This window comes from Flavobacterium sp. JLP (genome assembly GCF_015350755.1).
Lineage (GTDB): Bacteria > Bacteroidota > Bacteroidia > Flavobacteriales > Flavobacteriaceae > Flavobacterium.
Map to the genome: position 1 here is coordinate 149,073 of NZ_JADKPS010000006.1, position 23,776 is coordinate 172,848.

Genomic DNA, 23,776 nt, shown 5'->3' on the forward strand with positions numbered 1-23,776 from the left:
TTTCAAAGAAATTAAAATAAAACTTATTTTTGGTTTGGGAGAATCAATTCATGATATCTCCATTACTAAAGCTAATGAAAAAAACATTACATTTCTTGCTATTCCTGTTTTGCACAATAAACTGTTTTTCACAATTTAGCAAGACACATTACATACCACCATTAATTTCTACTAAAGGAGGCGCGGAAGATCAATATTTATACATTTCTACTCCAAGTCTTTCCAATGTAAATTTTAAAATCATAGCCAATGGAGGGAATGTAATTAACGGAACCGTAAACAGTACTACTCCCTATCAATATTTTATCGGAAAAGGAACTGACACTCAATTATTTACTCCTTTAGAAAATATTGGAATTGTAGCGAACCGAGGCTATATTATTGAAGCTGAAGATCTTATTTACGTAAGTGCAAGAGTCAATGCGGTTGCTAATCAGCAGGGAGGCTATAATCATGCAGGAGGTTTAGTTTCTAAAGGAAACAGTGCCCTGGGTACAACTTTTAGATTAGGCGCAATGTTAAATCCGCTTTATGATGAAACATTATTGAACTTTACTTCTATAATGGCTACTGAAAACGGAACTAAAGTTAGCATTTCAAATATTCAAAATGGCACTCAGCTTTTAGACGGAACAATTATTTCGGGACCAATAAATGTTACCCTAAACAAAAACGAAAGCTATGTACTTGCACTAAAAAATTATAATGCTGTTAATACTGCATCAAATAGTTCTAAAATAATTGGTGCATTGGTTACTTCAGATAAACCAGTGGCAGTAAATTCAGGTTCATTTGGAGGAAGCAACAGTACAGTACTAGTACCAAATGAAAGTGGCAATTTTGTTCCGTGGGGAAGAGATGTTGGTTTCGATCAAATTGTTTCATTAGAAAAAACAGGAAATGAATATATATTTATTAAAGGTCTAGGGTCAGATGAATTAGAACGCGTTTTATTAGTAGCACATTACGATAATACAGAAATATTTCTTAATGGCTCTCCTGTTTCTTATAAGACACTTAATAGTGGAGAATACATAGCAATTGATGGAAGCCAATTTAATAACGGAAGTTTGTATGTAAAAACATCTGCTAAAGTATTTGCTTATCAAAGCATTGGAGGAACAACAAATCCTGCCAATCAAAACTTATTTTTTGTCCCTCCTATAAATTGTGCGACTCCTAATACGGTTGATAATATTCCTCAAATACAATCAATTGGAACTAATACTTTTAACGGATTTCTAAATATTGTCACAGAAACGGGTGCCGCAATTTTGTTAAACAATAATCCGATTTCAGCTCTTCCGCTTGCAATTGAAGGAACACCGGCATTTGTGCGTTACAACGTGCCCAATTTATCTGGAAATATAGTTGTCAAATCCTCTAAGCAAGTATATGTTTCTTATTTTGGAACAAATGGAGCTGCTACCTATGGGGGTTACTATTCCGGTTTTGATTTGAAACCTGAAATTGTCAGCAGCAAAATTGCATTAACCAGTTCATCTTGTATTCCAAATGTATCTTTAAAAATCAATTCTTTGTCGTCTTACGATACTTTTCAATGGTACAAAGATGATGTCGTTATTCCGGGTGAAATTAAAAATAACTTCAGTCCAAGTCAGCCTGGTTTTTACCAAGTAAGAGGAAGTATCTCAGGTTGCGTAAGCAATGTTTTTTCAGATAAAATTCCAGTAAGTGAATGCCCCATTAATCTAGATAATGATTTAGCAAATGACAATATCGACATTGATTATGACAATGACGGATTAACAAACTGTACTGAATCTTATGGAGATTTAAGTTTGAATATTTCAAATTCCAATTCAGGTTTGGTAACAACAGGAACGTATTCTAATTCATTTTCAGGTACAGTTACCAATTCAACGCCTTCTGCAGCAGTTCCTTTTACCGGAAATACAGATGGAAGTTTTGTTACCGAAGTGATGGCTGGAAAAGGTTTTTCTGTAAGTTATAATTTGAATTTTGCAAAACCAATAAATCTTAGTTTAGAATATGTCACCACTGGAGATACGGCTGATTTACTAAATTCGGATTCCGAATACATTATTAATGTAGACATTGATAAAACTGTTACCGTCCTAAATCCGACCGATCAATTATTAATCGACACAAATTATGACGGAATTTACGAAAGTGGCGTTACACAATTTTCATCTTTCGAAATTCGCTTCCGATTAAATGGTAATATTCCGTTACAGCCTGGAACTGGAACATTTAAATTCCAATCTTTTCAAAATAAAACATTTAAAGTCACACACAAAAATCTGCTTGACAGCGCTAGCAATAAATCAACATTCAGGTTAATTGCTACTTGTGTTCCAAAAGATTCTGATGGTGACGGAATTCCCGATCAATTAGATTTAGATTCTGATAATGATGGCATTCCAGATGTTATTGAATCACAAACAAAACCAGTAGCTTTATCTAATATTGACTCTAACTTAAATGGATTAGATGAAATTTTTGAATTCTCACAAACACCAATAGATTCCGACAATGATGGCATTCCAAATTATCTTGATTTGGATAGTGACAATGACGGGATTTATGATTTGGTTGAATCAGGAAGCAATGCGCCAGATCTTAACAAAGATGGAATCATTGATACTTTGACTTTTGGAACCAATGGATTATCAGATTCTTTAGAAACAGATCCTGATAATGGCATCTTAAAATATACAGTTTCAGATTCTGATAATGATGGCATAAAAAACTATACAGAAATTGACAGCGACAACGATGGCTGCAATGATGTTACTGAAGCTGGCTTTACAGATCAAGATTTTGACGGACAACTGGGCAACGCACCTGTAAGTGTAAACGCTAAAGGAATTGTAATCAGCAAAATTGATGGTTACACGGTGCCTAATGGCAATTATATTATTGCAACTCCTATTTTAATTAGCAAACAACCTGAAAACCAAACTGTTTGCGAATTACAAAAAGCAACTTTCAGTATTGAGTCTAATGCTGATAGCTTTCAATGGCAACTTTCCATTGATAATGGCAATACATGGAATAATTTGAATGATAATACAACATATTCCGGAACTAAAACTGCGTCTGTAACGATCCAAAAAGCAAATTCGCAAATGAATGAATACTATTATCGTGTTTTATTAAATAGAAATAACAATGCCTGTGGATTAACTTCGGCTAACTCGGTAAAGCTAATTCTTTTTGCCTTGCCTATTTTAAACTCTCCAATTACTCTAGTTCAGTGTGATGATGATACCGACGGAATTTCGAACTTTAATATAACCGAGAAAAACAGTTTTATTTCATCTAATTTCGCCAATGAAACATTTTCTTATTATACTACTTTGGCAGGAGCAAACACGAAAGATCCCGTTGCCTTAATTTCAAATTCTCTTGCATTTTCTAGCAGTAATAATACTATTTGGGCACGCGTTGATAATTCAAACGGATGCTTTTCAATTGCTCAATTAAATCTAGTGGTTTCAACAACACAAATTAATTCTGGTTTTAAAAGATCATTTAACATCTGTGATGATTTTATCGACGATTCCAATAATGACAAAGACGGGATTGCATCTTTTGATTTCAGCAGTGTAACAAATGATATTCAGGCAATGCTTCCTTCAAACACAAATTATTCCATAAAATATTACTCGAATGAAGCTGATGCCTTAGCAGAAATGAATACAATTGCAGACCCTTCTAATTACAGAAATACAATACCAAACCAGCAAGAAATTTGGGTACGTGTAGACAGCAATCTAGACAATGCCTGTTTTGGATTAGGATCCTACATTACGCTTATAGTAAATCCTAAACCTGAAATTGATAGTAATAGCAACCTGAGTGGCGACCAATTGGTTTGCTCTAATTTACCATCTTTTTTTGTCAAACTCGATGCAGGAATTATTGGCAATATACCTTCTAGCAGTTACACGTATGTCTGGTCAAAAGATGGAAGCGTAATTCCCGAAGAAACTAATGAAACTTTAGATGTAAATGAAGAAGGAAAATATACTGTTGAAGTTTTCACTAAAAGCGAAAATAGATGCAGCAGAATGCGAACTATTAACGTAACTGCCTCTGACATTGCGCATCTTGATTCTGTTTCAATCTCAGACTTATCTGATTTAAATACTGTTCAAGCAAATGTTTCGGGGTCTGGAAATTATGAGTATAGTATTGATGATCCTAACGGTTCTTTTCAAGAATCTAATTTCTTTGAAGATATTCCTTCAGGAATACATGAACTATATATTAAGGATAAAAATGGTTGCGGAACAATTTCTAAAACTATAGCAGTTCTTGGAGTTCCTAAATTTTTTACACCGAATAATGATGGCTATAATGACTACTGGAATATAAAAGGAGCAAATGACGCTTTTAATTCAAATACAAAAATTCTTATTTTCGATCGATACGGCAAGCTAATCAAGCAAATTACACCGTCATCAGTCAACGGCTGGGACGGAACCTATTCAGGCAGCCCTTTGCCAGCAGATGATTATTGGTATACCATTAAACTTGAGGATGGACGGGAAACAAAAGGACATTTCAGTTTAAAAAGATAAAAGAAATTTTAAAATTCCTGCACTAAGCTTGGGAGACTGAAACCTGAAACTTCGTATAAAATAAAAACCCAAACTCCTATCCGATTTCGGGAGGAATTTGGGTTTTTTATATTAAAAATTTAAATGTATTAGATTTTAAATCTTTTTCTATCAGTTTCTGTCAAATAGATTTTTCTCAAACGAATAGATTTTGGAGTTACCTCTACATATTCATCTTTTTGAATGTACTCCAAAGCTTCTTCAAGAGAGAAAATAATTGGAGGAATGATTCTTGCTTTTTCATCATTTCCAGATGAACGAACGTTAGATTGTTTTTTCTCTTTAGTTACGTTTACGCACATATCATCACCACGAGAGTTTTCTCCAATTACCTGACCTTCGTAAATTTCAGCATTTGGTTCAACAAAAAACTTACCACGATCTTGCAATTTATCAATAGAATAAGGAATAGCTTTTCCTTTTTCCATAGAAATCAATGACCCTTTATTACGTCCGGCAATTTCTCCTTTGTAAGGCTCGTATCCTATAAAACGGTGTGCCATAATAGCCTCACCCGCTGTTGCAGTAAGTAATTGGTTACGCAATCCAATAATTCCACGTGATGGAATATTAAATTTTACAATCATACGCTCCCCTTTAGTTTCCATACTTAGCATTTCACCTTTACGCATAGTAACGAACTCAACTGCTCTACCTGAAAGATTTTCTGGTAAGTCGATAGTTAATTCCTCAATTGGCTCACATTTTTTACCATCAATTTCTTTGATGATAACTTGTGGCTGACCAATTTGCAACTCATACCCTTCTCTTCTCATTGTTTCAATAAGAACAGATAAGTGAAGTACTCCACGACCAAAAACCATGAATTTATCAGCAGAATCAGTTTCACCCAATTTCATTGCTAAGTTTTTCTCTAACTCTTTTGTAAGTCTTTCTCTAATATGGCGAGAAGTTACAAATTTACCTTCTTTACCAAAGAAAGGTGAGTCGTTGATAGTAAACAACATACTCATAGTAGGCTCGTCAATATCAATTGTTTTTAGACCTTCCGGATTTTCAAAATCAGCAATAGTATCACCAATTTCAAAACCTTCAACTCCAATGATTGCACAAATATCTCCAGCAATAACCTCTTGTACTTTTTTACGACCAAGTCCTTCAAAAGTATGAAGTTCTTTGATACGAGATTTAGATACAGTACCATCTCTTTTTACTAATGAGATTGGCATACCTTCTTTAAGAACTCCTCTTTCAAGACGACCAATAGCGATACGACCTGTAAATGCAGAGAAATCTAAAGAAGTAATCAACATTTGTGGTGTTCCTTCAGAAACTTTAGGAGCAGGTACATTTTCAACAACCATATCTAATAATGCTTCAACATTATCAGTTACGTTTTCCCAATGATCAGACATCCAATTATTTTTAGCAGAACCATAAACTGTTGGAAAATCCAACTGCCATTCTTCAGCACCTAATTCAAACATTAAGTCAAAAACTTTTTCATGAACTTCTTCAGGAGTACAGTTTTCTTTATCAACTTTATTGATAACAACACAAGGCTTAAGACCTAAGTCAATAGCTTTTTGTAATACAAAACGAGTTTGTGGCATTGGACCCTCAAAAGCATCCACTAGCAAACATACACCATCGGCCATGTTCAATACACGTTCTACTTCACCTCCAAAATCCGCGTGGCCAGGAGTGTCAATAATATTGATTTTTGTTCCTTTATATTGAACTGATACGTTCTTAGAAGTAATAGTAATACCTCTCTCACGCTCTAAATCGTTATTATCAAGAATTAAATCACCTGTGTTTTCGTTGTCACGAAATAATTGACAGTGATACATAATTTTATCAACCAAAGTGGTTTTACCGTGATCGACGTGGGCAATAATTGCAATGTTTCTAATAGATTCCATCTGTGATTTTTAATGGGTGCAAAGGTACACTTTATTTTGATATAAAAAACGTTTCTGCGATAGTTTGCGTATTAACAAGTAATTAGTTCATCTAAATGAGCATTAATTTAAGTGTAAAATGAACTTTTCTTATTGTTTATTTATACTTAATTTAACTATATTTGAAGTAATGAAAAGTAAAACTCTCCAAATTACTCTAGTTTATATTATCATATCGTTATTTATGGCAATCGTCTGTCATAAAATACTTATTACTTACTTTTCTGACACTAAATACTTTTATGTTTTTTTCTTAAAGGATATTTTTTTTATTCTAACCACTGCTCTCTTTTTCAAGTACATAGTTTCTAAAAATGAAAAAAGGAACATTACTGTTTTTAAAAAATTAAAAGAAACTAACGAAGAAATTAAGGAATCTAACGAAAAATATGACATAGTAGCAAAAGCAACAAGCGACACGATTTGGGATTGGAAAATACAAGAAGACAGCATTAATTGGAACAAAGGCATAGAAAGTGTATTTGGTTATAATCAAACCGAAGTTGGAAAAACTTCAAAATGGTGGTTTGACAAAATTCACCCCGAAGACAGCATCAGAATGTCTATTAAATTATATTCTTTTATTGAGCAAAAAACCGAAAAATGGCAGGATCAATATCGTTTTAGATGTGCCGACGGAACTTATAAATATGTTTTAGACAGAGGTTTTTTATTGAAAGATGAAAACGGAAGGGCCATCAGGATGATTGGAGCGATTCAAGATATTACCAAGCAAAAAGAGGAAGAACAGCGATTAAAACTTTTAGAAACTGTAATTACGCAATCTAAAGATTCTATTTTAATTACAGAAGCAAATTCAGCAGATCGAAAAATTCCTAAAATCGTATATGTAAATCCAGCATTTTCGCAGATGTCAGGTTATTTATCAAATGAAATAATCGGTAAATCCCCAACAATTTTTAAAGGAACAAATTCAGATTCAGAAGCACTTAAAAAACTATTAAGAGCAATAAAAAATGAAGAAGAATGTTTAATAGAAACAATCAGCTACACCAAACAAAATGAAGAATATTGGGTGCGCTTTTCCATGATTCCAATTTTCAATAATGAAGGAGTAATTTCACACTGGATATCAATACAAAGAGACATAACAGATGAAAAGAAATTAGAAACAGAAAAAGAGCATCTTATTCGAGAATTAACCCAGAACAATAAGGATTTAAAGCAATTTTCATACATTACATCTCATAATTTAAGAGCACCACTATCTAATTTAATTGGACTTTTAAATCTAATTGAAGATATTCCAATAGAAAATCCAGAGCTTGAAGAAATCTTAACCGGTTTTACCAAATCAACACATCTATTAAATGAAACGATAAATGATCTAGTAAAAGTTATTATTATTAAAGACAACCCTTCGATGCAAAAAGAAGAAGTTTCTTTAGAAGAAGTTTTCGAAAATGTCTTTAGCCAGCTCTCCTTTCAAATTGAATTGCACAAACCAATTATTAAATTAAAATTTGACCGCGTACCAATATTAAACACAAACAAAGCCTATATCGAAAGCATTTTACTCAATTTACTGACGAATTCAATAAAATACAAATCTGAAAATCGAAAATTAAAAATATCAATTATCGCCGAACAGATAGATCACAAAGCGATATTAACCTTTAAAGACAACGGAATTGGTATTGATTTAGAAAGAAATCGTGACAAAGTTTTTGGTCTTTATCAAAGATTTCATAATTACCCAGATAGCAAAGGATTAGGTCTATATCTTGTAAAATCTCAAGTTGAAACGATGGGAGGAACAATCAGTATAGACAGCGAAGTAAACAAAGGCACAACATTTACAATAACATTTAAAAATTAATACCTATGCTAGAGCAAATTCTATGCATTGACGACGATCCAATCACGTTAATGTTATGTAAAAAAGTAATTTCAAAATCCGAATTTTCGAATGAAATTATTACGGCTCAAAATGGCGAAGAAGCACTGCATCATTTCAATACCCTAAAATACACTAATAACAAAAATAAAGTAAACAAAAAACCACAGCTGATTTTTCTCGACCTAAACATGCCTGTTATGGGAGGCTGGGAGTTTTTAGATCATTTTACTTCTCCAGATTACGCTGAATTTAATACTGTAAATGTTATTGTATTATCCTCAACAATTGATCCCGAAGATTTAGCAAAAGCAAAAAAATACCCAATAATAATTGACTTCCTTTCAAAGCCAATTACACAGCCTATGCTGGAATATCTTAAAAAGAAAATCAACCAATAAATTACAATAATAAAATTCCAAATTCCAATCTCTGCTTGATATTAAACCAACATACATTAGAATTTGAAATTTTTCTGTAGTTTTTTCTAAAACAAAAAAATCCTCTAAAAGAGGATTTTTTATATATTTAGGAAATTGTAATTAATTACAATTTAGCAACATGTTTCGTTAATTTAGACTTCAAGTTAGAAGCTTTGTTATCGTGAATGATGTTCTTTTTAGCTAATTTATCAATCATAGAGATTACAGTTGATAATTTAGATGATGCATCAGATTTATCAGTAGCTAATCTTAATGCTTTAATAGCGTTACGAGTAGTTTTATGTTGATATCTGTTAAGAACTCTTCTTTTTTCGTTACTTCTGATTCTTTTTAATGCTGACTTATGATTTGCCATTTTGTTTTAATTTTAGATGTAATAATTATTATAGAATACTAGTTAAAAAAGAAAAACCTCCCACAATTGCAAAAACAATCACTTTGGTTTTAACTAATAAAACAAAAATCGAGACACCAATTTTTATTTTATAAAACTTATTCACAACTAATTTTAGTAGTCTGTAAGGGAATCGAACCCCTGTTACCAGGACGAAAGCCTGGAGTCCTAACCCCTAGACGAACAGACCATTATCGTTCTAAGTTTTTCTATATTAAATATAGAGGTATTATTGTAGCCCGTAGCGGAATCGAACCGCTCTTACATGGATGAAAACCATGCGTCCTAACCGATAGACGAACGGGCCATTTTAATTCTCAGTATTTCAAGAACAATTCGCAGTAAAAGTAGTAGCCCGTAGCGGAATCGAACCGCTCTTACATGGATGAAAACCATGCGTCCTAACCGATAGACGAACGGGCCTGCTTCTCTAATGCGGATGCAAAAATACAACTATTTTTAAGATGTACAATACCTGATGCAAAAAAAATTAAAATTTTTTAATATGCCTTAGCAAACAGCACTCTTTTTGAAGAAGGATTCCCAGTAAATACACAGGTTCCCGCCTCTTCTTTAGCATCTAAAGGAATACAACGAATTGTTGCTTTTGTCAAGTCTTTTATTTTCTCTTCAGTAGCGGCAGTGCCATCCCAATGAGCCGAAACAAAACCAGTTTTTCCTTCCAAAACTTCCTTAAACTCCTCAAAATTATTTACTTCCGTAATATGAGTATTACGATAGTCTAATGCCTTATTAAATAAATCCGTTTGAATCTGTTCTAACAAGTCATTTATATAAGTTACGATTCCTTCTCCAGAAACTACTTCTTTTGTCAACGTATCGCGTCTTGCAACTTCAAAAGTTCCGTTTTCTAAATCTTTTGGACCAACAGCAATTCTGACCGGCACACCTTTCAATTCCCATTCAGCAAATTTGAATCCTGGTTTTTGAGTTGTTCTGTCATCATACTTAACTGAAATCTTCAGCTTTTTAAGTTTAGCCGTTAAATCATTTACAGCTGCAGTAATGTCAGCCAATTGTTCATCTGTTTTATATATAGGAACTACAACAACTTGTATAGGCGCTAAATTTGGAGGCAACACTAATCCTTGATCATCTGAATGCGTCATTACGAGAGCACCCATTAAACGAGTAGAAACCCCCCAAGAAGTTCCCCAAACATGCTCTTGTTTTCCTTCAGCATTAGCAAACTTCACATCAAATGCTTTTGCAAAATTTTGTCCTAAAAAGTGCGACGTTCCTGCCTGTAATGCTTTTCCGTCCTGCATTAGAGCTTCAATACAATAAGTCTCATCTGCTCCAGCAAAACGCTCTGTTTCAGTCTTAATACCTTTTACAACCGGAATTGCCATAAAATTCTCTGCAAAATTAGCATAAACGTTCATCATTTTTACAGATTCTTCTAAAGCTTCAGTCTTTGTAGCATGAGCCGTATGTCCTTCCTGCCATAAAAACTCAGCAGTTCTTAAAAACAAACGCGTACGCATTTCCCATCGTACAACATTTGCCCATTGATTAATCAATAATGGCAAATCTCTATAAGATTGTACCCATCCTTTATATGTAGACCAAATAATTGCCTCACTAGTAGGACGAACAATTAGTTCCTCTTCTAATTTAGCATTCGGATCAACCATTAGCTTTCCGGGCTTATCTGGATCATTTTTTAATCTATAATGCGTTACAATAGCACATTCTTTTGCAAATCCTTCTGCATTTTTCTCTTCTGCCTCAAACATGCTTTTAGGCACAAATAAAGGAAAATAAGCATTTTGATGTCCTGTTTCTTTAAACATTCTATCTAACTCCGCCTGCATTTTTTCCCAAATGGCATATCCGTAAGGTTTAATAACCATACATCCTCTAACTCCCGAGTTTTCAGCTAAATCTGCCTTAACAACCAGCTCGTTATACCATTTCGAATAATCTTCTGATCTTGTAGTGAGGTTCTTACTCATATTGAATAGTTTGGCACAAATTTTGTTTTAATAATTTTAACTAAATAGTTTGACAAAACTAACTATTTTTGTAATGTGCAACAATAAAAAACACCACAGATATGAAAACTTCTACATCTCTTCGCCAAAACTCAAGTCATTTTTACTTAATTGGAATACTGAGTTTTCTATTAGCATCGTGTGGTTCTTATCAAAACTCATCTTATCATGATAATGATGGAGTATATAGTAATTCATCAAACACGTATGCACAAACAAATACCACAAGCGCAAACAATCAATATAAGGATTACTTTAAATCACTGCAGGATGACGGTCAGCCAACTGAAATTTTCACAGATGTAGACAGCTATGGAAATTATTCTGACACCGACAGCACACAGACTGCACAAGCAACAGCTTACCCAGCTTGGGGAAGCGCTAATTCTGAAGTAGCCGTAAACGTTTACTCTAACCCATCTTGGTCATGGGGAGTTGGATTCGGATTCGGATACCCATATTATGGATATGGTTACGGATACAGATGGGGATACCCATATTATGGATGGGGATATCCTGGTTATTGGGGCCCTGGATATGGATATCCTGGATATTGGGGACCTGGATACTACAACAACTACTCTTATACTTATGGAAGAAGAGGCTCTGCTGCTTATTATGGATCGAGAGGCTATGCTTCAAGAAACTCATACTACTCAGGCAGAAACTATGCTGGCAGAAACAGCTATTCTACAAACAGAAACAGCTATTACAACAATACCAATAGAAGAAGCGCAAGCTACTCAGATTACAGAAGAAGCTCTAATGTAAACGGAAGAAGCTATTCTAGCCCAACTTTTAGCAACAGAAGAAGTACAGCTCAAGGACAAAACAGCTATGATTATTCTAACAGAAGATCAAGCGGTACTACAACAACAAATAGAAGCTACAACAATACCAACAGCAATTCTTCTAGAACATACTCTCCTAGCCCTTCTCGCTCAATGAACAGTGGCGGCGGCGGCGGAAGCATGAGAAGCTCTGGCGGTGGCGGAGGCGGTGGAAGATCTGGTGGCGGAGGCGGTGGAAGAAGATAATATCTTTCACACATCGTTAAATCACATTAAAAAATTAACCAAATGAAAAAAATATTTTTCCTACTTATAACAGGACTGTCTTTTAGCGTCTCACATTCTCAAGAAGTATCAGATGCTGTTCGATATTCGCAAGACAATTTAACTGGAACTGCAAGATTCAGAGCCTTAAGCGGTGCATTTGGAGCCGTTGGTGGAGATTTATCTGCCATAACTGTCAATCCTGCCGGATCTGCCATTTTCAACAACAATCAGGTTGGAATTACTTTTAGCAATGAGTCGATTAAAAATAATTCTAATTATTTTGGAACTCAAACCAGCGATAAAGAAAATTCTTTTATCCTGAATCAAGCTGGCGGTGTATTTGTTTTTCACGATCATAACCCAAACAATAAATGGAAAAAAATTGTTTTAGGCGCCAGCTATGAAAACACTAATAATTTCAATAATGACGTTTTTTCAGCAGGAACAAATCCGACAAACTCTGTTGACAAATACTTTTTAGCCTATGCTAACGGAATTCCTTTAGCAGATATCACAGGTATTCCTTATAGAGATCAGTTTTACAATGAGCAACAAGCTTATTTTGGCTACAAAGGATACGTAATAAATCCTGTTTCAGATACAGGAAATAATACTCAGTATATAACAAATGTACCTGCTGGCGGAAATTATTATCATGAAAATGAAATTTATTCTAGAGGATATAATAGCAAATTGAGTTTTAACATCGCTACTTCTTATGATGACAGAATTTATTTCGGAGCAAACTTAAATGCGCATATTACTGATTATAGAAGATCTACAAGTTTCTACGAAGATAACAGCAATCCGTTACAGCCAGAAGAAACAATTTCAAGTTTGCGTTTTAATAATGATTTATACACTTACGGAAATGGGTTTTCTTTTCAGTTAGGAGCAATTGCTAAAGTTACAGAAGCTTTCAGACTTGGTATTGCTTATGAATCTAATACTTGGTACGAACTTTATGATGAAGTTTCACAAAGTTTAGCGACAACAAGACAAGCGGACGGCGGACAGCCAATTAATGAATTTATAAATCCAGATGTTGTAAATGTTTACGAATCTTACACTTTACAAACTCCAGGAAAATTCACTTTTAGCGGCGCTTACGTTTTTGGAAAATCAGGATTAATCAGTGTCGATTACTCTATTAAAGATTATGCAAACACAAAATACAAACCAACCAGTGATCTTGGTTTTAATGGGTTAAACAATGACATCAGTAATCAATTAACATCAAACGGTGAATTGAGAATTGGAGCTGAATACAAAATTCAGCAATTAAGCTTGCGCGGTGGATACCGTTTTGAAGGAAGCCCATACAAAAACGGAACTACAATTGGAGATTTAAACAGTTATTCTGCAGGTTTAGGATATAGCTTTGGAGCTACAAAAATAGATTTAGCCTATTCATATTTAGAAAGAAAATCAAATCAAGGATTTTTTGCCACTGGATTTACTGACGGAGCTAATATTTCATCCAAATTAAACAATGTTACGTTGTCTTTATTATTTGAATTGTAATTAGAAATAAAATAGAAGAATGAAAATTTCCGTCAGGTCAACACTTGACGGATTTTTTTTTAGCTCTTTTCACCAGAAGACGCAACACATTATCTTCATAAAAAACAGCTAAAAGAATGACAAACAGGCGGTGTTTGAATAAAAAAGTGTAATTTTGCACTCCAATTTATAAAAGTATGAGAACCAAGTCTTTAAAAAAGAACAAAATTAACGTAATCACTCTTGGGTGTTCGAAAAATGTATATGACAGTGAAGTGTTGATGGGCCAGCTTCGTGCAAACGGAAAAGAAGTTGAACATGAAGCACCAGCAGAAAGAGAAGGAAACATTATCGTAATAAACACTTGTGGTTTTATTGATAACGCGAAAGCAGAATCAGTAAACATGATTTTGGAATATGCAGATAAAAAAGACAGAGGATTAGTTGATAAGGTTTTCGTTACCGGATGTTTGTCTGAACGTTACAGACCTGATTTAGAAAAAGAGATCCCAAATGTTGATCAATATTTTGGTACAACTGAGTTACCTCAACTATTGAAAGCGTTAGGGGCTGATTATAAACATGAATTATTAGGAGAACGTTTAACTACAACTCCAAAAAATTACGCCTATTTAAAAATTGCCGAAGGTTGCGACAGACCTTGCAGTTTTTGTGCTATTCCGCTTATGCGCGGCAAACACGTTTCTCAGCCTATTGAGAAACTGGTTAAAGAAGCACAAGGTCTTGCCAAAAACGGCGTAAAAGAATTAATCTTAATTGCCCAAGACTTAACTTATTATGGTCTTGATATTTATAAAAAAAGAAACCTTGCTGAACTTTTAGAAGAATTAGCAAAAGTAGAAGGCATCGAATGGATTCGTTTGCACTATGCATACCCTACAGGTTTCCCTATGGACGTTTTAGAATTAATGAAACGCGAACCTAAGATTTGCAATTATATTGACATTCCTCTACAGCATATTTCAGATTCTATTTTAAAATCGATGCGTCGTGGAACAACTCAAGCTAAGACTACTCAATTATTAAAAGATTTTCGTGCAGCAGTTCCCGGAATGGCAATTAGAACAACTTTAATTGTTGGATATCCTGGTGAAACACAAGAAGATTTTGAAATTTTGAAAGATTTTGTTCAAGAAATGAAATTTGACAGAATGGGATGTTTCGCTTATTCTCATGAAGAAAACACTCACGCTTATTTATTAGAAGACGATGTTCCAGACGATGTTAAGCAAGCAAGAGCAAATGAAATAATGGAATTGCAATCTCAGATTTCTTGGGATATGAATCAAGAAAAAATCGGGCAAGTTTACAAATGTATCATCGACAGAAAAGAAGGTGCTCATTTTGTGGGAAGAACTGAATTTGACAGTCCAGATGTCGACAATGAAGTTTTAATTGACGCATCTAAACATTATGTAAAAACAGGTGAATTTGTTAATATCCGAATAATAGAGGCAACAGAATTTGATTTATACGGAGAACCTGCTTAAATTTACGCTAAACAATTATCAATTTAGATAAATACTATTATGAAACCTACACACACACTTTTTCTATTGGTTTTCACTTTATTCTGTTTTAATTCAGCTTCAGCACAATATGGAGGCGGATACAATAATGGCTACGGAGGAGGAGGTTACGGAAGAGGCGGCGGAATGGGTATGGATAGAAGTATGATGGCTGGACAACAAGGTACTCCAAGCAAACCTAAAGAAATACCTGCTGAAGAAACTGCTGCAAAAATTGTAGAACAAATGAAACCAGAGGTAAATCTTGATGAACTTCAAGCAATTGCGATTGCAAATGTTTTAGCAGACAGCATGAAAGAACAAGGAATTCTTTTGAAAAACGAAGGCAGTTCTCAAGATCAAAAATTAGAGCAAATAAATGCATTAAGAGAAAGTACAAATAAAAAGATCATTGCTTTTTTGAACAAGGATCAAGTAGAAAAATTCAACACTTTTATGGCGAATTTTAAAGAAATGAAAAAGCCTAAATCAAAAAAGAAAAAAGATTCTAAAGACCAAAAAGAAGTTAAAGAAGAAGAACAAACAATAAAAACTGAAGAATAGTGTTTTAAACTTCATCTTAAAATGTAAATGACCATGGTAAAAAAACACCTTTGTTATGTGATTTTAGCAATCATTATAACTTCTTGCTCTACAAATCCATATAAAGCTACTGAAAAAGCTTATGATCAACAGCTTAAAACTTTAGAAAACCAAATTACAAGCAAAGATCCACAGCCAATTCCTGCTGTTAGTCCGGTAGTTATTGACACTACTTATGCCCAACAGCTGGGTATCGTAAAAGATACTTTATCAAAAACAGGATCTACACTTTTATTAAATGGAATAAATACAGAATGGATTGGAACTGTAAATTTCAATTTAAGAAAACCTAGTTTTATTATTATTCATCATACTGCTCAGGATTCTCTAAAACAAACAATCAACACGTTTACTAAAGTCAAAACTCAGGTAAGCGCTCATTATGTGATTTCTGAAAATGGAAAAGTAGTTCAAATGCTGAACGACTATTTAAGAGCTTGGCATGCAGGCGCATCTACGTGGGGTAAAAATACAGATATTAATTCAAGCTCTATTGGCATCGAATTAGACAATAATGGTTTTAAACCTTTTACAGAAACACAAATCAGCAGTTTAGTAGCACTTTTGACTAAATTAAAAAAAGATTATAACATTCCGACTCAAAATATATTAGGCCATTCAGATATCGCTCCAGGAAGAAAACAAGACCCAAGCTCTTTATTTCCATGGAAAACATTAGCAGAAAAAGGATTTGGAATCTGGCCGGACGAAGTTTTAGAAGAAGCTCCATTTGATTTTAAAATTGAACCCGCTTTAAGAATTATTGGCTACAATACAAAAAATCTTTCGGCTGCAATTATGGCTTTTAAATTACATTATATTCAAACTGACTTAACAGCTACTTTAGACAGAAAAACAATAGATACTATTTATTCTATTTATAAAAAACAAATTCAATAGTATTTCATAAATATAAAAAAGCGCGTTTCTGATTCTTTAGAAACGCGCTTTTTTATTGACTAATTTGATTATTTGGAACTGTAAAGACCGAAATAATTATTAAGACAGTATTTAATTAACTGCAAAGTTTTGCCACACATTGAAGGATTATAAAGATTATATTATCTAAACTATTTTCAGAAATTTTAGTCATCTTGCTCTTTCACTCTTAAAGAAAATAAAAAAGCTGCCAAAACATTAGTATGTTTCGACAGCTCCAAAAAAAAAAAAAAAATATCAATCTTTATCTCTAGAAAGAGTATGTTGTAGCAATTAATCCGTAGAATGATCCTCCTGTTGGAAGCGCGTCACTATCTAAAAAGATATCTTCAGAAGCAGCGTCGTATCTTAACTCTGGTATAATTGTTAGTTTTCCAACTTTATAATTTAACGAAACAGTATTAGCAAAAACACTAGATCCAGTTAATGTCCCTAAACTAGGAGCTGCATCTTTAGCATCAAAATACTCCACTCTGTATGCTAAAAGCAATGATGGGCTAAATGAATAATTAGCATAACCTACTAATGAAAACCACTCACCGTCTAAAGTGCTGTCAAAATCATTTTTAGTTTTAGCATAAGTAGCATTCAATCCAAGTCCGAAACTATCACTAATTGTTTTTGAAGCAACTAAATCTATTTGAGATTTATTTTCATCAGATGCTGGATTACTGCTTCCTGATGTAAAATTCAAATATGCACTTCCTGTTTCACCAATGTACCCAACTTGTCCTATATACGTTTTTTGTGTTGATCCAGCATCCATAGCCGATTTAAAATCAGTAGGATTTGTTATACCAAACATCGCCGTAAACTTTCCAGACGTGTATTGCGCTTTTACCCCAGTGTTAAAAAATGGCCCGTATGAAAACGCATATGACATACTGTAGTTTTTATTATCTACAGCATCTAACACTTCATATCCTATATGTGTACCAAAACTACCTGCAACAACTTTAAATTCATCTGTAATCTGGTAGGTAAAAAATAATTGTTTAATTAAAAATTTTGCTGTTATATCCTTATCTGTTGTTTCATTATATGAAAATTCTCCCGCTCTTTTTCCAAATCCTAAGTCTACAAAAACTGAGGCTTTTCCGAATGTATGACCTGCTTCTATCGAAGCCATTCCTAATTCAAATGAATCTTGAGAGTTGGTAAAGCTCGTTAATCCATTCATTTGTTTTGAAAAATCATATTTATAGTACGCATCTGCTGATCCTCCCCAAGTAGTTGCTGGTACAACTGCAGTAGTTTCAGTATCATCTTGAGCAAAAGCAAAAGAACTTGTTAACATAGCGGCTACAACGTGTAATACTTTTTTCATGTGTAAATTGGTTTTTAGTTATTAATTGATTCTGGTTAGTTAATCTTTATATATCTGTAGTTACCTAGTATATGACACTTCTAAAACCTAATAATTTCCCCCTAAAACCTCTTCATTTTCATTAGCGAATTTATTAACTTTTGTATGAGTAAAAGAATTGAAAAGTACTTTTTTGATGTTTTTCGGAAAGAATTATGGATTACAAAAATTAAATTAACAATAATCAGGATTTGACATTAATACCGATTTATTTTTGAAAATTCAACAACCCAATTTTACCAATTACCAATAAAATATAAGGGTTTTAACTAAATTTGTTTACTAAAATGGATAAAAAATAATTATAAAACGTCTAAAAAAATAAACACCCCTATAAAAATTAGGGGTAATTTAAAATTTAAAAATAAAATACAAATTTAAAGACACTGTCTTTATTATAAAATACTCACTAACTCAAACAATCAAAATTCTTACAAAAAATAAATCAATACTTATACATAAACAGCAGACGGATAAGTCAAAAATTAGCTTAAAAAAAATCCTATTCAATTTTGAATAGGATTTTATAACTATTAATATATATAAATTATTTCTGAGTATTATATCTTCTTAAGTACTCACGAACCTTTAATCCCGCTTCCTTTAAATCTTCATCTTTCCATTTTCCTTCTGATTTTGCTGATTTTTTCAGAATAGAACAAGTTTCATCTTTATCAGAAACAGACCAAGTAATCCAGCTTAATTTTCTAGCTTCCATCCAATCTATATATTCTTGCCATGCTTTACTATTTAAAGGTCCATCTCCAGAAGCTTCCATTCCAGCAGATTCAGAAATAAAAACAGGCAAACCGCTTTTGATTGCAGCATCTGTTCTATCCCTCAGTTCTTTGCCGTGTGTTGCCGCATAAAAATGCATTGTATACATTATATTAGAATAGCCCATAATAGGATCAGCTGCTGGAAGATTAATATCTTGATCCCAATGAGGGCAACCTACTAAAATTACATTATTAGGATCGTTATCCCGAATTACTTTGATTATTTCTTCGGAGTAAGCTTTTACTTCTTGCCAACTTTCTTGATCAGGCTCATTAAATACCTCATATATAATATTGGGATGTTTGGCATATTTTTTAGACATCTCTGCAAAAAATTCCTTTGCTTCTTTTAGATTTATGTTATGACTGTGCCAATCAATAATAACATATATATCTGATTTTATGGCTCCGTCTATAACAGCTTCAATTTTTTCTTTTGAAAACTTCGGTTCTTTCTTGTAAGACATTGTTCCGAGTTCGATGCCCATTGCCGCACGAACAACATTGCAATTAAAATCTTTCTTTAACCAGTCCACGGCTTTTTCATTATAAAATCTCGGCCACATACTATGCCATCCAAAACTCATACCGCGCAATACAATCGGTTCATTATTTTGATCTGTTAACTGCGTTCCTTTAACACTAAGCTGTCCGTGGTGTTTTACAAATTGAGCTTTTGAATAAGCAAACACAAGTAACAATATAAGAGTAAAAAACAGTGCTTTTGATTTCATAAATTCAGGTTTAAGGAATTAATCGTAACGTAATCACATCATGAGAAGCCAGATCTGAAACAAAATTCTTTTTAGTATTTCCGATTTCTTTATTTCTCCAAAGATCTTTTATTTTATAAGTCATCTTATTAAAATCCGCTTCGTAACCAAAATCAGCATCTTTAATAGTATTCTTTTTAAAGTCAAAATTGATTTTCTTTGTCACATCGGTTCTATTCAAAAAAGTAATCGCCCAGTTTCCATCAGATAAGGGTTTCGCCCAAACTTCTATTCCATCTTCTGTCAAATATTTAAACCCTTGAATTCCTAATTTATCTTGATTAACTGCAATTAACTCTTTATTGGTTAAAATGACTAATGTTTCTTTTGACATTTTTCTAAAATCATTTCCCGCAATTAATGGAGATGCCATCATCGACCACATTGTAAAGTGTGCTTTATCTTCGGTATTTGTCATTCCGTCCCCAACTTCCATCATATCAAAATCGTTCCAATGATCCGGACCAGAATATTTACGGATATCTTTTCTCATTTCGATAATTTTCATAAATCCCCAAGAAGACCAATTTCCTTCTTCATGTTTAAATTCACAATCAAAACAAGGATAAATATCTCCAGAAATTCGCCAAAGATTTCCAACTGGTTTTCCCCATTCCCAAGGCTGGTTATCACCCCATTCACAAAGACTGAAGACAATTGGTTTTCCAGCCGTTTTAAGTGCGTTGCTCATTGTCGTATAAGCTTCTTTAGCTGTAATTCCCTGCGTATTACACCAATCGTATTTTAAGAAATCGATTCCTAGTTTAGCATAAAAACGAGCATCTTGATATTCGTAACCACGTGTTCCAGGATAACCGGCACAAGTTTGCGTTCCTGCACAATTGTACAAACCAAATTTCAAACCTTTGCTGTGGACATAATCAATTAAAGCTTTCATGCCAGTTGGAAATTTTGCAGGATCTGGAACTAAATCTCCATTAGCATCACGTTCCTTTGTCATCCAGCCGTCATCTAAAACTATATAATTGTATCCCGCGGCTGCCATTCCAGATGAAACCATAATATCTGCGGTTTCCTTTATTAATTTCTCATCTATAGTTGTTTCGAAAGTATTCCACGAATTCCATCCCATTGGCGGTGTCATCGCTAAACCTTCAAATTTTCCTGCTTTCTGAGTATGTGTATTTCCTTGGCTAAAGCCAAAACCAGAAACACTCAATACAAGCGCTAAAATGATTTTTTTCATTATTAAAAATTCAATAATTAATTATATTAAAAAAGTATTCCCTAATGGATAGATTAGGGAATACTTGAACAAAACTCAAAATAAATAGATACTTTCTATTTTAATACAAAGCCTATGTCATCAAACAATACGGTATTACCGCCATCATTATTAGATTCTTGAAACGTAAGCATAGTAACGCTAGAAGGATTTCCTAGCTTGCTCAATGGAATTTCCATATAAACCCAAGTCGTAGTAACCGGAATTACATAATTTGAGCCGCCATTTACACTAAAGTTAACCTGACCGTTTTTAGCACCTTTGACAGCGATTCTCATGGCTTTATAACGTGTCATATCAACGTTAAAGCCCCAGTTTCCGCCATCCCAGCCACCAAAAACCCATTGCCAAGATTTACCGCCTTGATACGAATCTCCGTCAAAATCGAAATTAACTCCTTTTCCTGACCAAGGTCCGCCCCATTCCATTCCGTATAACTTATCATCATATAAAGCTGTTCCTATAGCTTCAAGTGAAGTTGCAGTTCCAGATATATTAGTAACAGCAAGATTTCGATAATTTGCATTAGCAGGTATTTTAACCACAATCTCTTCAAGAGTTGATGATATTACAGTAACCGGAACTTCTGGCTCTGTGGCTGTTTTTGCAAGCGTAACAATAGGATTTAAGAAATATTTACCTTTAATAGTTACCTGATCACCTTCTGCACAATTTATATAATTAAAGCTTGTAAATGTTGGTACTGGAGGCGCTACTTTAAAATCAAAAACTGCAGTTCCGCTATTTGTGACAACTTTTAATTGATTGGAAGCATTTGCATATGGTGTATTTTCATCAATCAATACAATGATATCGGTATCTGTTACAAAAGTTGGCCTGAAATAAGTGTCAAAATCATTAAAATAGATTTTTTGTGTTGACAACAATCCTTTTCCGTGAATGACATAATAGTTTTTTGGATCGCCAATAGTAACCGGTGTTAATGGTTTCAGGCTTCCATCCGCATTATAACCTGAAGGCGATACTGATTCTATAACCGGCGCGCCAGTATAAACTGATGCGCTGCTATCATCATTTGAGCATGAAGTAAAAACCAGCAAGGTTAATACCCATGCTATACATGCTGTAAACGAAACAATTTTTATATTTTTCATCTTTTTATTTTTAAAAATTATTTAAAAGTATACGGTGCTACTTCTGTCAATTTTGGATTTTTAATCAAATCATCAGCTGGATAAGGCAATAAAAGGTTTGTTGCAGAAATCGAAATGTGTTTCTCTGTTTCTTTATCACCTCTATTTTGAGCCTCTAATATCGCTTTCGCTTTTGCAAATGGCAAACGCCCTAAGTCAAAATAATAATCGCCTTCACAAGCTAATTCGGCACGTCTTTCTTTAAAAATATCATCGAAAGTAATAGATGCTTTTATAGGAAGACCAGCTCTTTTTCGAACTGCATTGAACGATTTTAGTGCCATTGCATCTGAAGTACTTCCTGATTGTCCGCCTAAAATAGCTTCTGCATGAATTAATAATAATTCGGCATAACGCATCATATAACTGTTCATACTGCTTTCTCCATTAAATGGAGCATTGAAAGGCCCTGTGATTGGCAGGTTTTCTTTTCCGATTACATATTTTTTCAATCCGGCACCTGAGTTTTGAGCTTCGTTTTCTAATGCAAATGTGTATCCTAAAATAAGCGGTGAATCAACATCAAGTGTTTTAGCATACGTCAGATTTGGATAAAAATCTCCAGGAAGCATAAAAGTTTCAATTCTTCTTTTATCTCCATTTTCAAAAACATTATGGATTAAATCTTGCGATGGCGCTATCTGACCTGAATAAGTAGTTTCAACCAATCTGTTTTCTGGAGCAAATAATGTATTCGAGAAATTCCCTTCAAAGTAAGTTCCAGATCCTGTCCATTGCCATGAAAAAATCGACTCTTCATTGTTATTATTTTTTTGCAAAAATAAATCAGCAAAAGATTTTGTTGGCAACTCATCGCCGCCTAACAATTTAAACTCGCCGCTGTTTATTACTTCTTGCGCCATAGCTCTTGCTAAATCATATTTTTTCTCATATAAATACACTTTTGCTAAAAAAGCTTTCGCTGATCCGCTTGACACGTGTGCGTTTGCAGCATAATCGCCACCTCTGTTTTTAACCCTTAAATTAGCAATAGCAAATTTTAAGTCATTTTCTATAAACTTATAAACATCTTCGGTCGGATTACTTGGAATAACAAAGTTTTTAGAATAATCAGCATTGTTTTCGATGATTGGCACATTTCCCCATAATCTTACCAAAAAGAAATATGAAAAAGCTCTAATGAAATGCGATTCTCCCAAAGCATTATTCAAAGCTTCCTTGCTAACATTTGGACCAACACTTTGCGGCAAATTATTAATATAAGCATTAGAATTTGCAATAGCTCCAAAACAAGATCTCCAAGCGTCAGAAATAAAAGCTTGTGAATTAGTAAAACTTAAATCGGTAAATTTCCCGAAATCATTGTATTGACTGGCATACATATTACCAGAAATTACATCTGTAATACCATAAAAAGCCGATTTATTCATATTAAACCATACAATACCGTATAATCCGTTACTGGCGTTATCCAATTTTGTATCTGAATCGTAATAATTACCAATGGTAGGCGCTCCTTCCGCAGGCACTTCGATAAAATCCTGAGAACAAGATGATGAGATTAACAGCAGCATTGCCATAGCAACAACACCGTTTATTTTTAGTATATTTTTCATA

The 23,776-nt window shown here is 33.7% G+C and carries 16 protein-coding genes and 3 tRNA genes; 8 read left to right on the forward strand and 11 right to left on the reverse strand.

Annotated elements, in window-relative coordinates:
* Window positions 1-74: 74 nt before the first annotated feature.
* Entirely contained in the window at window positions 75-4,571 is a 4,497-nt protein-coding gene (locus IRZ83_RS14990; protein ID WP_194569981.1) for a T9SS type B sorting domain-containing protein, read from the forward strand.
* Between the two features lie 128 nt (window positions 4,572-4,699).
* Here the strand turns inward: IRZ83_RS14990 and typA are convergent, their stop codons facing one another.
* Window positions 4,700-6,496 (reverse strand): translational GTPase TypA, encoded by a 1,797-nt coding sequence (typA, locus tag IRZ83_RS14995; protein ID WP_029272769.1) that lies wholly within the window; start codon window positions 6,494-6,496, stop codon window positions 4,700-4,702.
* Window positions 6,497-6,719: 223 nt separating this feature from the next.
* On the opposite strand from typA, the gene IRZ83_RS15000 reads away from it, so the two are divergent.
* Window positions 6,720-8,375: a PAS domain-containing sensor histidine kinase gene (locus IRZ83_RS15000; RefSeq protein ID WP_228515162.1), complete on the forward strand. Its 1,656-nt coding sequence runs from the start codon at window positions 6,720-6,722 to the stop codon at window positions 8,373-8,375.
* A 5-nt stretch (window positions 8,376-8,380) separates the two neighbouring features.
* On the forward strand, window positions 8,381-8,794 hold the full coding sequence (locus tag IRZ83_RS15005; RefSeq protein ID WP_194569982.1) for a response regulator: 414 nt from the start codon (window positions 8,381-8,383) through the stop codon (window positions 8,792-8,794).
* 145 nt (window positions 8,795-8,939) lie between these two features.
* Here IRZ83_RS15005 and rpsT read toward each other — a convergent pair whose 3' ends face one another.
* From rpsT to proS, 5 genes are all read right to left on the reverse strand, one after another.
* A complete protein-coding gene (gene rpsT, locus IRZ83_RS15010; protein WP_173966087.1) occupies window positions 8,940-9,191 on the reverse strand; it encodes a 30S ribosomal protein S20 in 252 nt (83 codons plus the stop codon).
* 157 nt (window positions 9,192-9,348) lie between these two features.
* A tRNA-Glu gene (locus IRZ83_RS15015) sits at window positions 9,349-9,420 on the reverse strand.
* 45 nt (window positions 9,421-9,465) lie between these two features.
* Window positions 9,466-9,537, reverse strand: a tRNA-Glu gene (locus tag IRZ83_RS15020).
* Window positions 9,538-9,581: 44 nt separating this feature from the next.
* Window positions 9,582-9,653 (reverse strand) — tRNA-Glu (locus IRZ83_RS15025).
* A 77-nt stretch (window positions 9,654-9,730) separates the two neighbouring features.
* The gene (proS, locus tag IRZ83_RS15030) at window positions 9,731-11,209 is read right to left on the reverse strand and encodes a proline--tRNA ligase (protein WP_194569984.1); all 1,479 of its coding nucleotides are present in this window, start codon (window positions 11,207-11,209) and stop codon (window positions 9,731-9,733) included.
* Window positions 11,210-11,310: 101 nt separating this feature from the next.
* Between proS and IRZ83_RS15035 the strand changes: the two genes are divergently transcribed.
* From IRZ83_RS15035 to IRZ83_RS15055, 5 genes are all read left to right on the forward strand, one after another.
* Complete coding sequence (locus tag IRZ83_RS15035) at window positions 11,311-12,285, forward strand: hypothetical protein (protein WP_194569986.1); 975 nt, start codon at window positions 11,311-11,313, stop codon at window positions 12,283-12,285.
* Window positions 12,286-12,327: 42 nt separating this feature from the next.
* Window positions 12,328-13,830, forward strand: a complete 1,503-nt coding sequence (locus IRZ83_RS15040; protein WP_194569988.1) for an OmpP1/FadL family transporter — start codon at window positions 12,328-12,330, stop codon at window positions 13,828-13,830.
* 176 nt (window positions 13,831-14,006) lie between these two features.
* Window positions 14,007-15,320, forward strand: a complete 1,314-nt coding sequence (rimO, locus tag IRZ83_RS15045; RefSeq protein ID WP_029272762.1) for a 30S ribosomal protein S12 methylthiotransferase RimO — start codon at window positions 14,007-14,009, stop codon at window positions 15,318-15,320.
* Between the two features lie 39 nt (window positions 15,321-15,359).
* Entirely contained in the window at window positions 15,360-15,902 is a 543-nt protein-coding gene (locus IRZ83_RS15050; protein WP_194569990.1) for a hypothetical protein, read from the forward strand.
* Window positions 15,903-15,935: 33 nt separating this feature from the next.
* Window positions 15,936-16,841: an N-acetylmuramoyl-L-alanine amidase gene (locus tag IRZ83_RS15055; RefSeq protein WP_029272760.1), complete on the forward strand. Its 906-nt coding sequence runs from the start codon at window positions 15,936-15,938 to the stop codon at window positions 16,839-16,841.
* Window positions 16,842-17,130: 289 nt separating this feature from the next.
* Here IRZ83_RS15055 and IRZ83_RS15060 read toward each other — a convergent pair whose 3' ends face one another.
* The 5 genes from IRZ83_RS15060 to IRZ83_RS15080 all read right to left on the reverse strand — a co-directional run bounded on the left by IRZ83_RS15060 (window position 17,131) and on the right by IRZ83_RS15080 (window position 23,775).
* Window positions 17,131-18,207, reverse strand: coding sequence for an outer membrane beta-barrel protein (locus IRZ83_RS15060; RefSeq protein ID WP_029272759.1), 1,077 nt, complete (start codon window positions 18,205-18,207; stop codon window positions 17,131-17,133).
* 586 nt (window positions 18,208-18,793) lie between these two features.
* Window positions 18,794-19,759, reverse strand: a complete 966-nt coding sequence (locus IRZ83_RS15065) for a glycoside hydrolase family 5 protein (RefSeq protein ID WP_194569992.1) — start codon at window positions 19,757-19,759, stop codon at window positions 18,794-18,796.
* Between the two features lie 10 nt (window positions 19,760-19,769).
* Window positions 19,770-21,005, reverse strand: coding sequence for a glycoside hydrolase family 27 protein (locus IRZ83_RS15070; RefSeq protein ID WP_194569994.1), 1,236 nt, complete (start codon window positions 21,003-21,005; stop codon window positions 19,770-19,772).
* Between the two features lie 95 nt (window positions 21,006-21,100).
* A complete protein-coding gene (locus tag IRZ83_RS15075) occupies window positions 21,101-22,159 on the reverse strand; it encodes a hypothetical protein (protein ID WP_194569996.1) in 1,059 nt (352 codons plus the stop codon).
* Window positions 22,160-22,176: 17 nt separating this feature from the next.
* Window positions 22,177-23,775: a RagB/SusD family nutrient uptake outer membrane protein gene (locus IRZ83_RS15080; protein WP_029272755.1), complete on the reverse strand. Its 1,599-nt coding sequence runs from the start codon at window positions 23,773-23,775 to the stop codon at window positions 22,177-22,179.
* Between the last annotated feature and the right edge of the window lies 1 nt (window position 23,776).

What these genes read in the sequence shown, in the direction of transcription:
- IRZ83_RS14990 (WP_194569981.1), top strand. Translation starts at nt 75, where the DNA reads ATGAAAAAAACATTACATTTCTTGCTATTCCTGTTTTGCACAATAAAC.
- typA (WP_029272769.1), bottom strand. Translation starts at nt 6,496, where the DNA reads ATGGAATCTATTAGAAACATTGCAATTATTGCCCACGTCGATCACGGT.
- IRZ83_RS15000 (WP_228515162.1), top strand. Translation starts at nt 6,720, where the DNA reads ATGGCAATCGTCTGTCATAAAATACTTATTACTTACTTTTCTGACACT.
- IRZ83_RS15005 (WP_194569982.1), top strand. Translation starts at nt 8,381, where the DNA reads ATGCTAGAGCAAATTCTATGCATTGACGACGATCCAATCACGTTAATG.
- rpsT (WP_173966087.1), bottom strand. Translation starts at nt 9,191, where the DNA reads ATGGCAAATCATAAGTCAGCATTAAAAAGAATCAGAAGTAACGAAAAA.
- proS (WP_194569984.1), bottom strand. Translation starts at nt 11,209, where the DNA reads ATGAGTAAGAACCTCACTACAAGATCAGAAGATTATTCGAAATGGTAT.
- IRZ83_RS15035 (WP_194569986.1), top strand. Translation starts at nt 11,311, where the DNA reads ATGAAAACTTCTACATCTCTTCGCCAAAACTCAAGTCATTTTTACTTA.
- IRZ83_RS15040 (WP_194569988.1), top strand. Translation starts at nt 12,328, where the DNA reads ATGAAAAAAATATTTTTCCTACTTATAACAGGACTGTCTTTTAGCGTC.
- rimO (WP_029272762.1), top strand. Translation starts at nt 14,007, where the DNA reads ATGAGAACCAAGTCTTTAAAAAAGAACAAAATTAACGTAATCACTCTT.
- IRZ83_RS15050 (WP_194569990.1), top strand. Translation starts at nt 15,360, where the DNA reads ATGAAACCTACACACACACTTTTTCTATTGGTTTTCACTTTATTCTGT.
- IRZ83_RS15055 (WP_029272760.1), top strand. Translation starts at nt 15,936, where the DNA reads ATGGTAAAAAAACACCTTTGTTATGTGATTTTAGCAATCATTATAACT.
- IRZ83_RS15060 (WP_029272759.1), bottom strand. Translation starts at nt 18,207, where the DNA reads ATGAAAAAAGTATTACACGTTGTAGCCGCTATGTTAACAAGTTCTTTT.
- IRZ83_RS15065 (WP_194569992.1), bottom strand. Translation starts at nt 19,759, where the DNA reads ATGAAATCAAAAGCACTGTTTTTTACTCTTATATTGTTACTTGTGTTT.
- IRZ83_RS15070 (WP_194569994.1), bottom strand. Translation starts at nt 21,005, where the DNA reads ATGAAAAAAATCATTTTAGCGCTTGTATTGAGTGTTTCTGGTTTTGGC.
- IRZ83_RS15075 (WP_194569996.1), bottom strand. Translation starts at nt 22,159, where the DNA reads ATGAAAAATATAAAAATTGTTTCGTTTACAGCATGTATAGCATGGGTA.
- IRZ83_RS15080 (WP_029272755.1), bottom strand. Translation starts at nt 23,775, where the DNA reads ATGAAAAATATACTAAAAATAAACGGTGTTGTTGCTATGGCAATGCTG.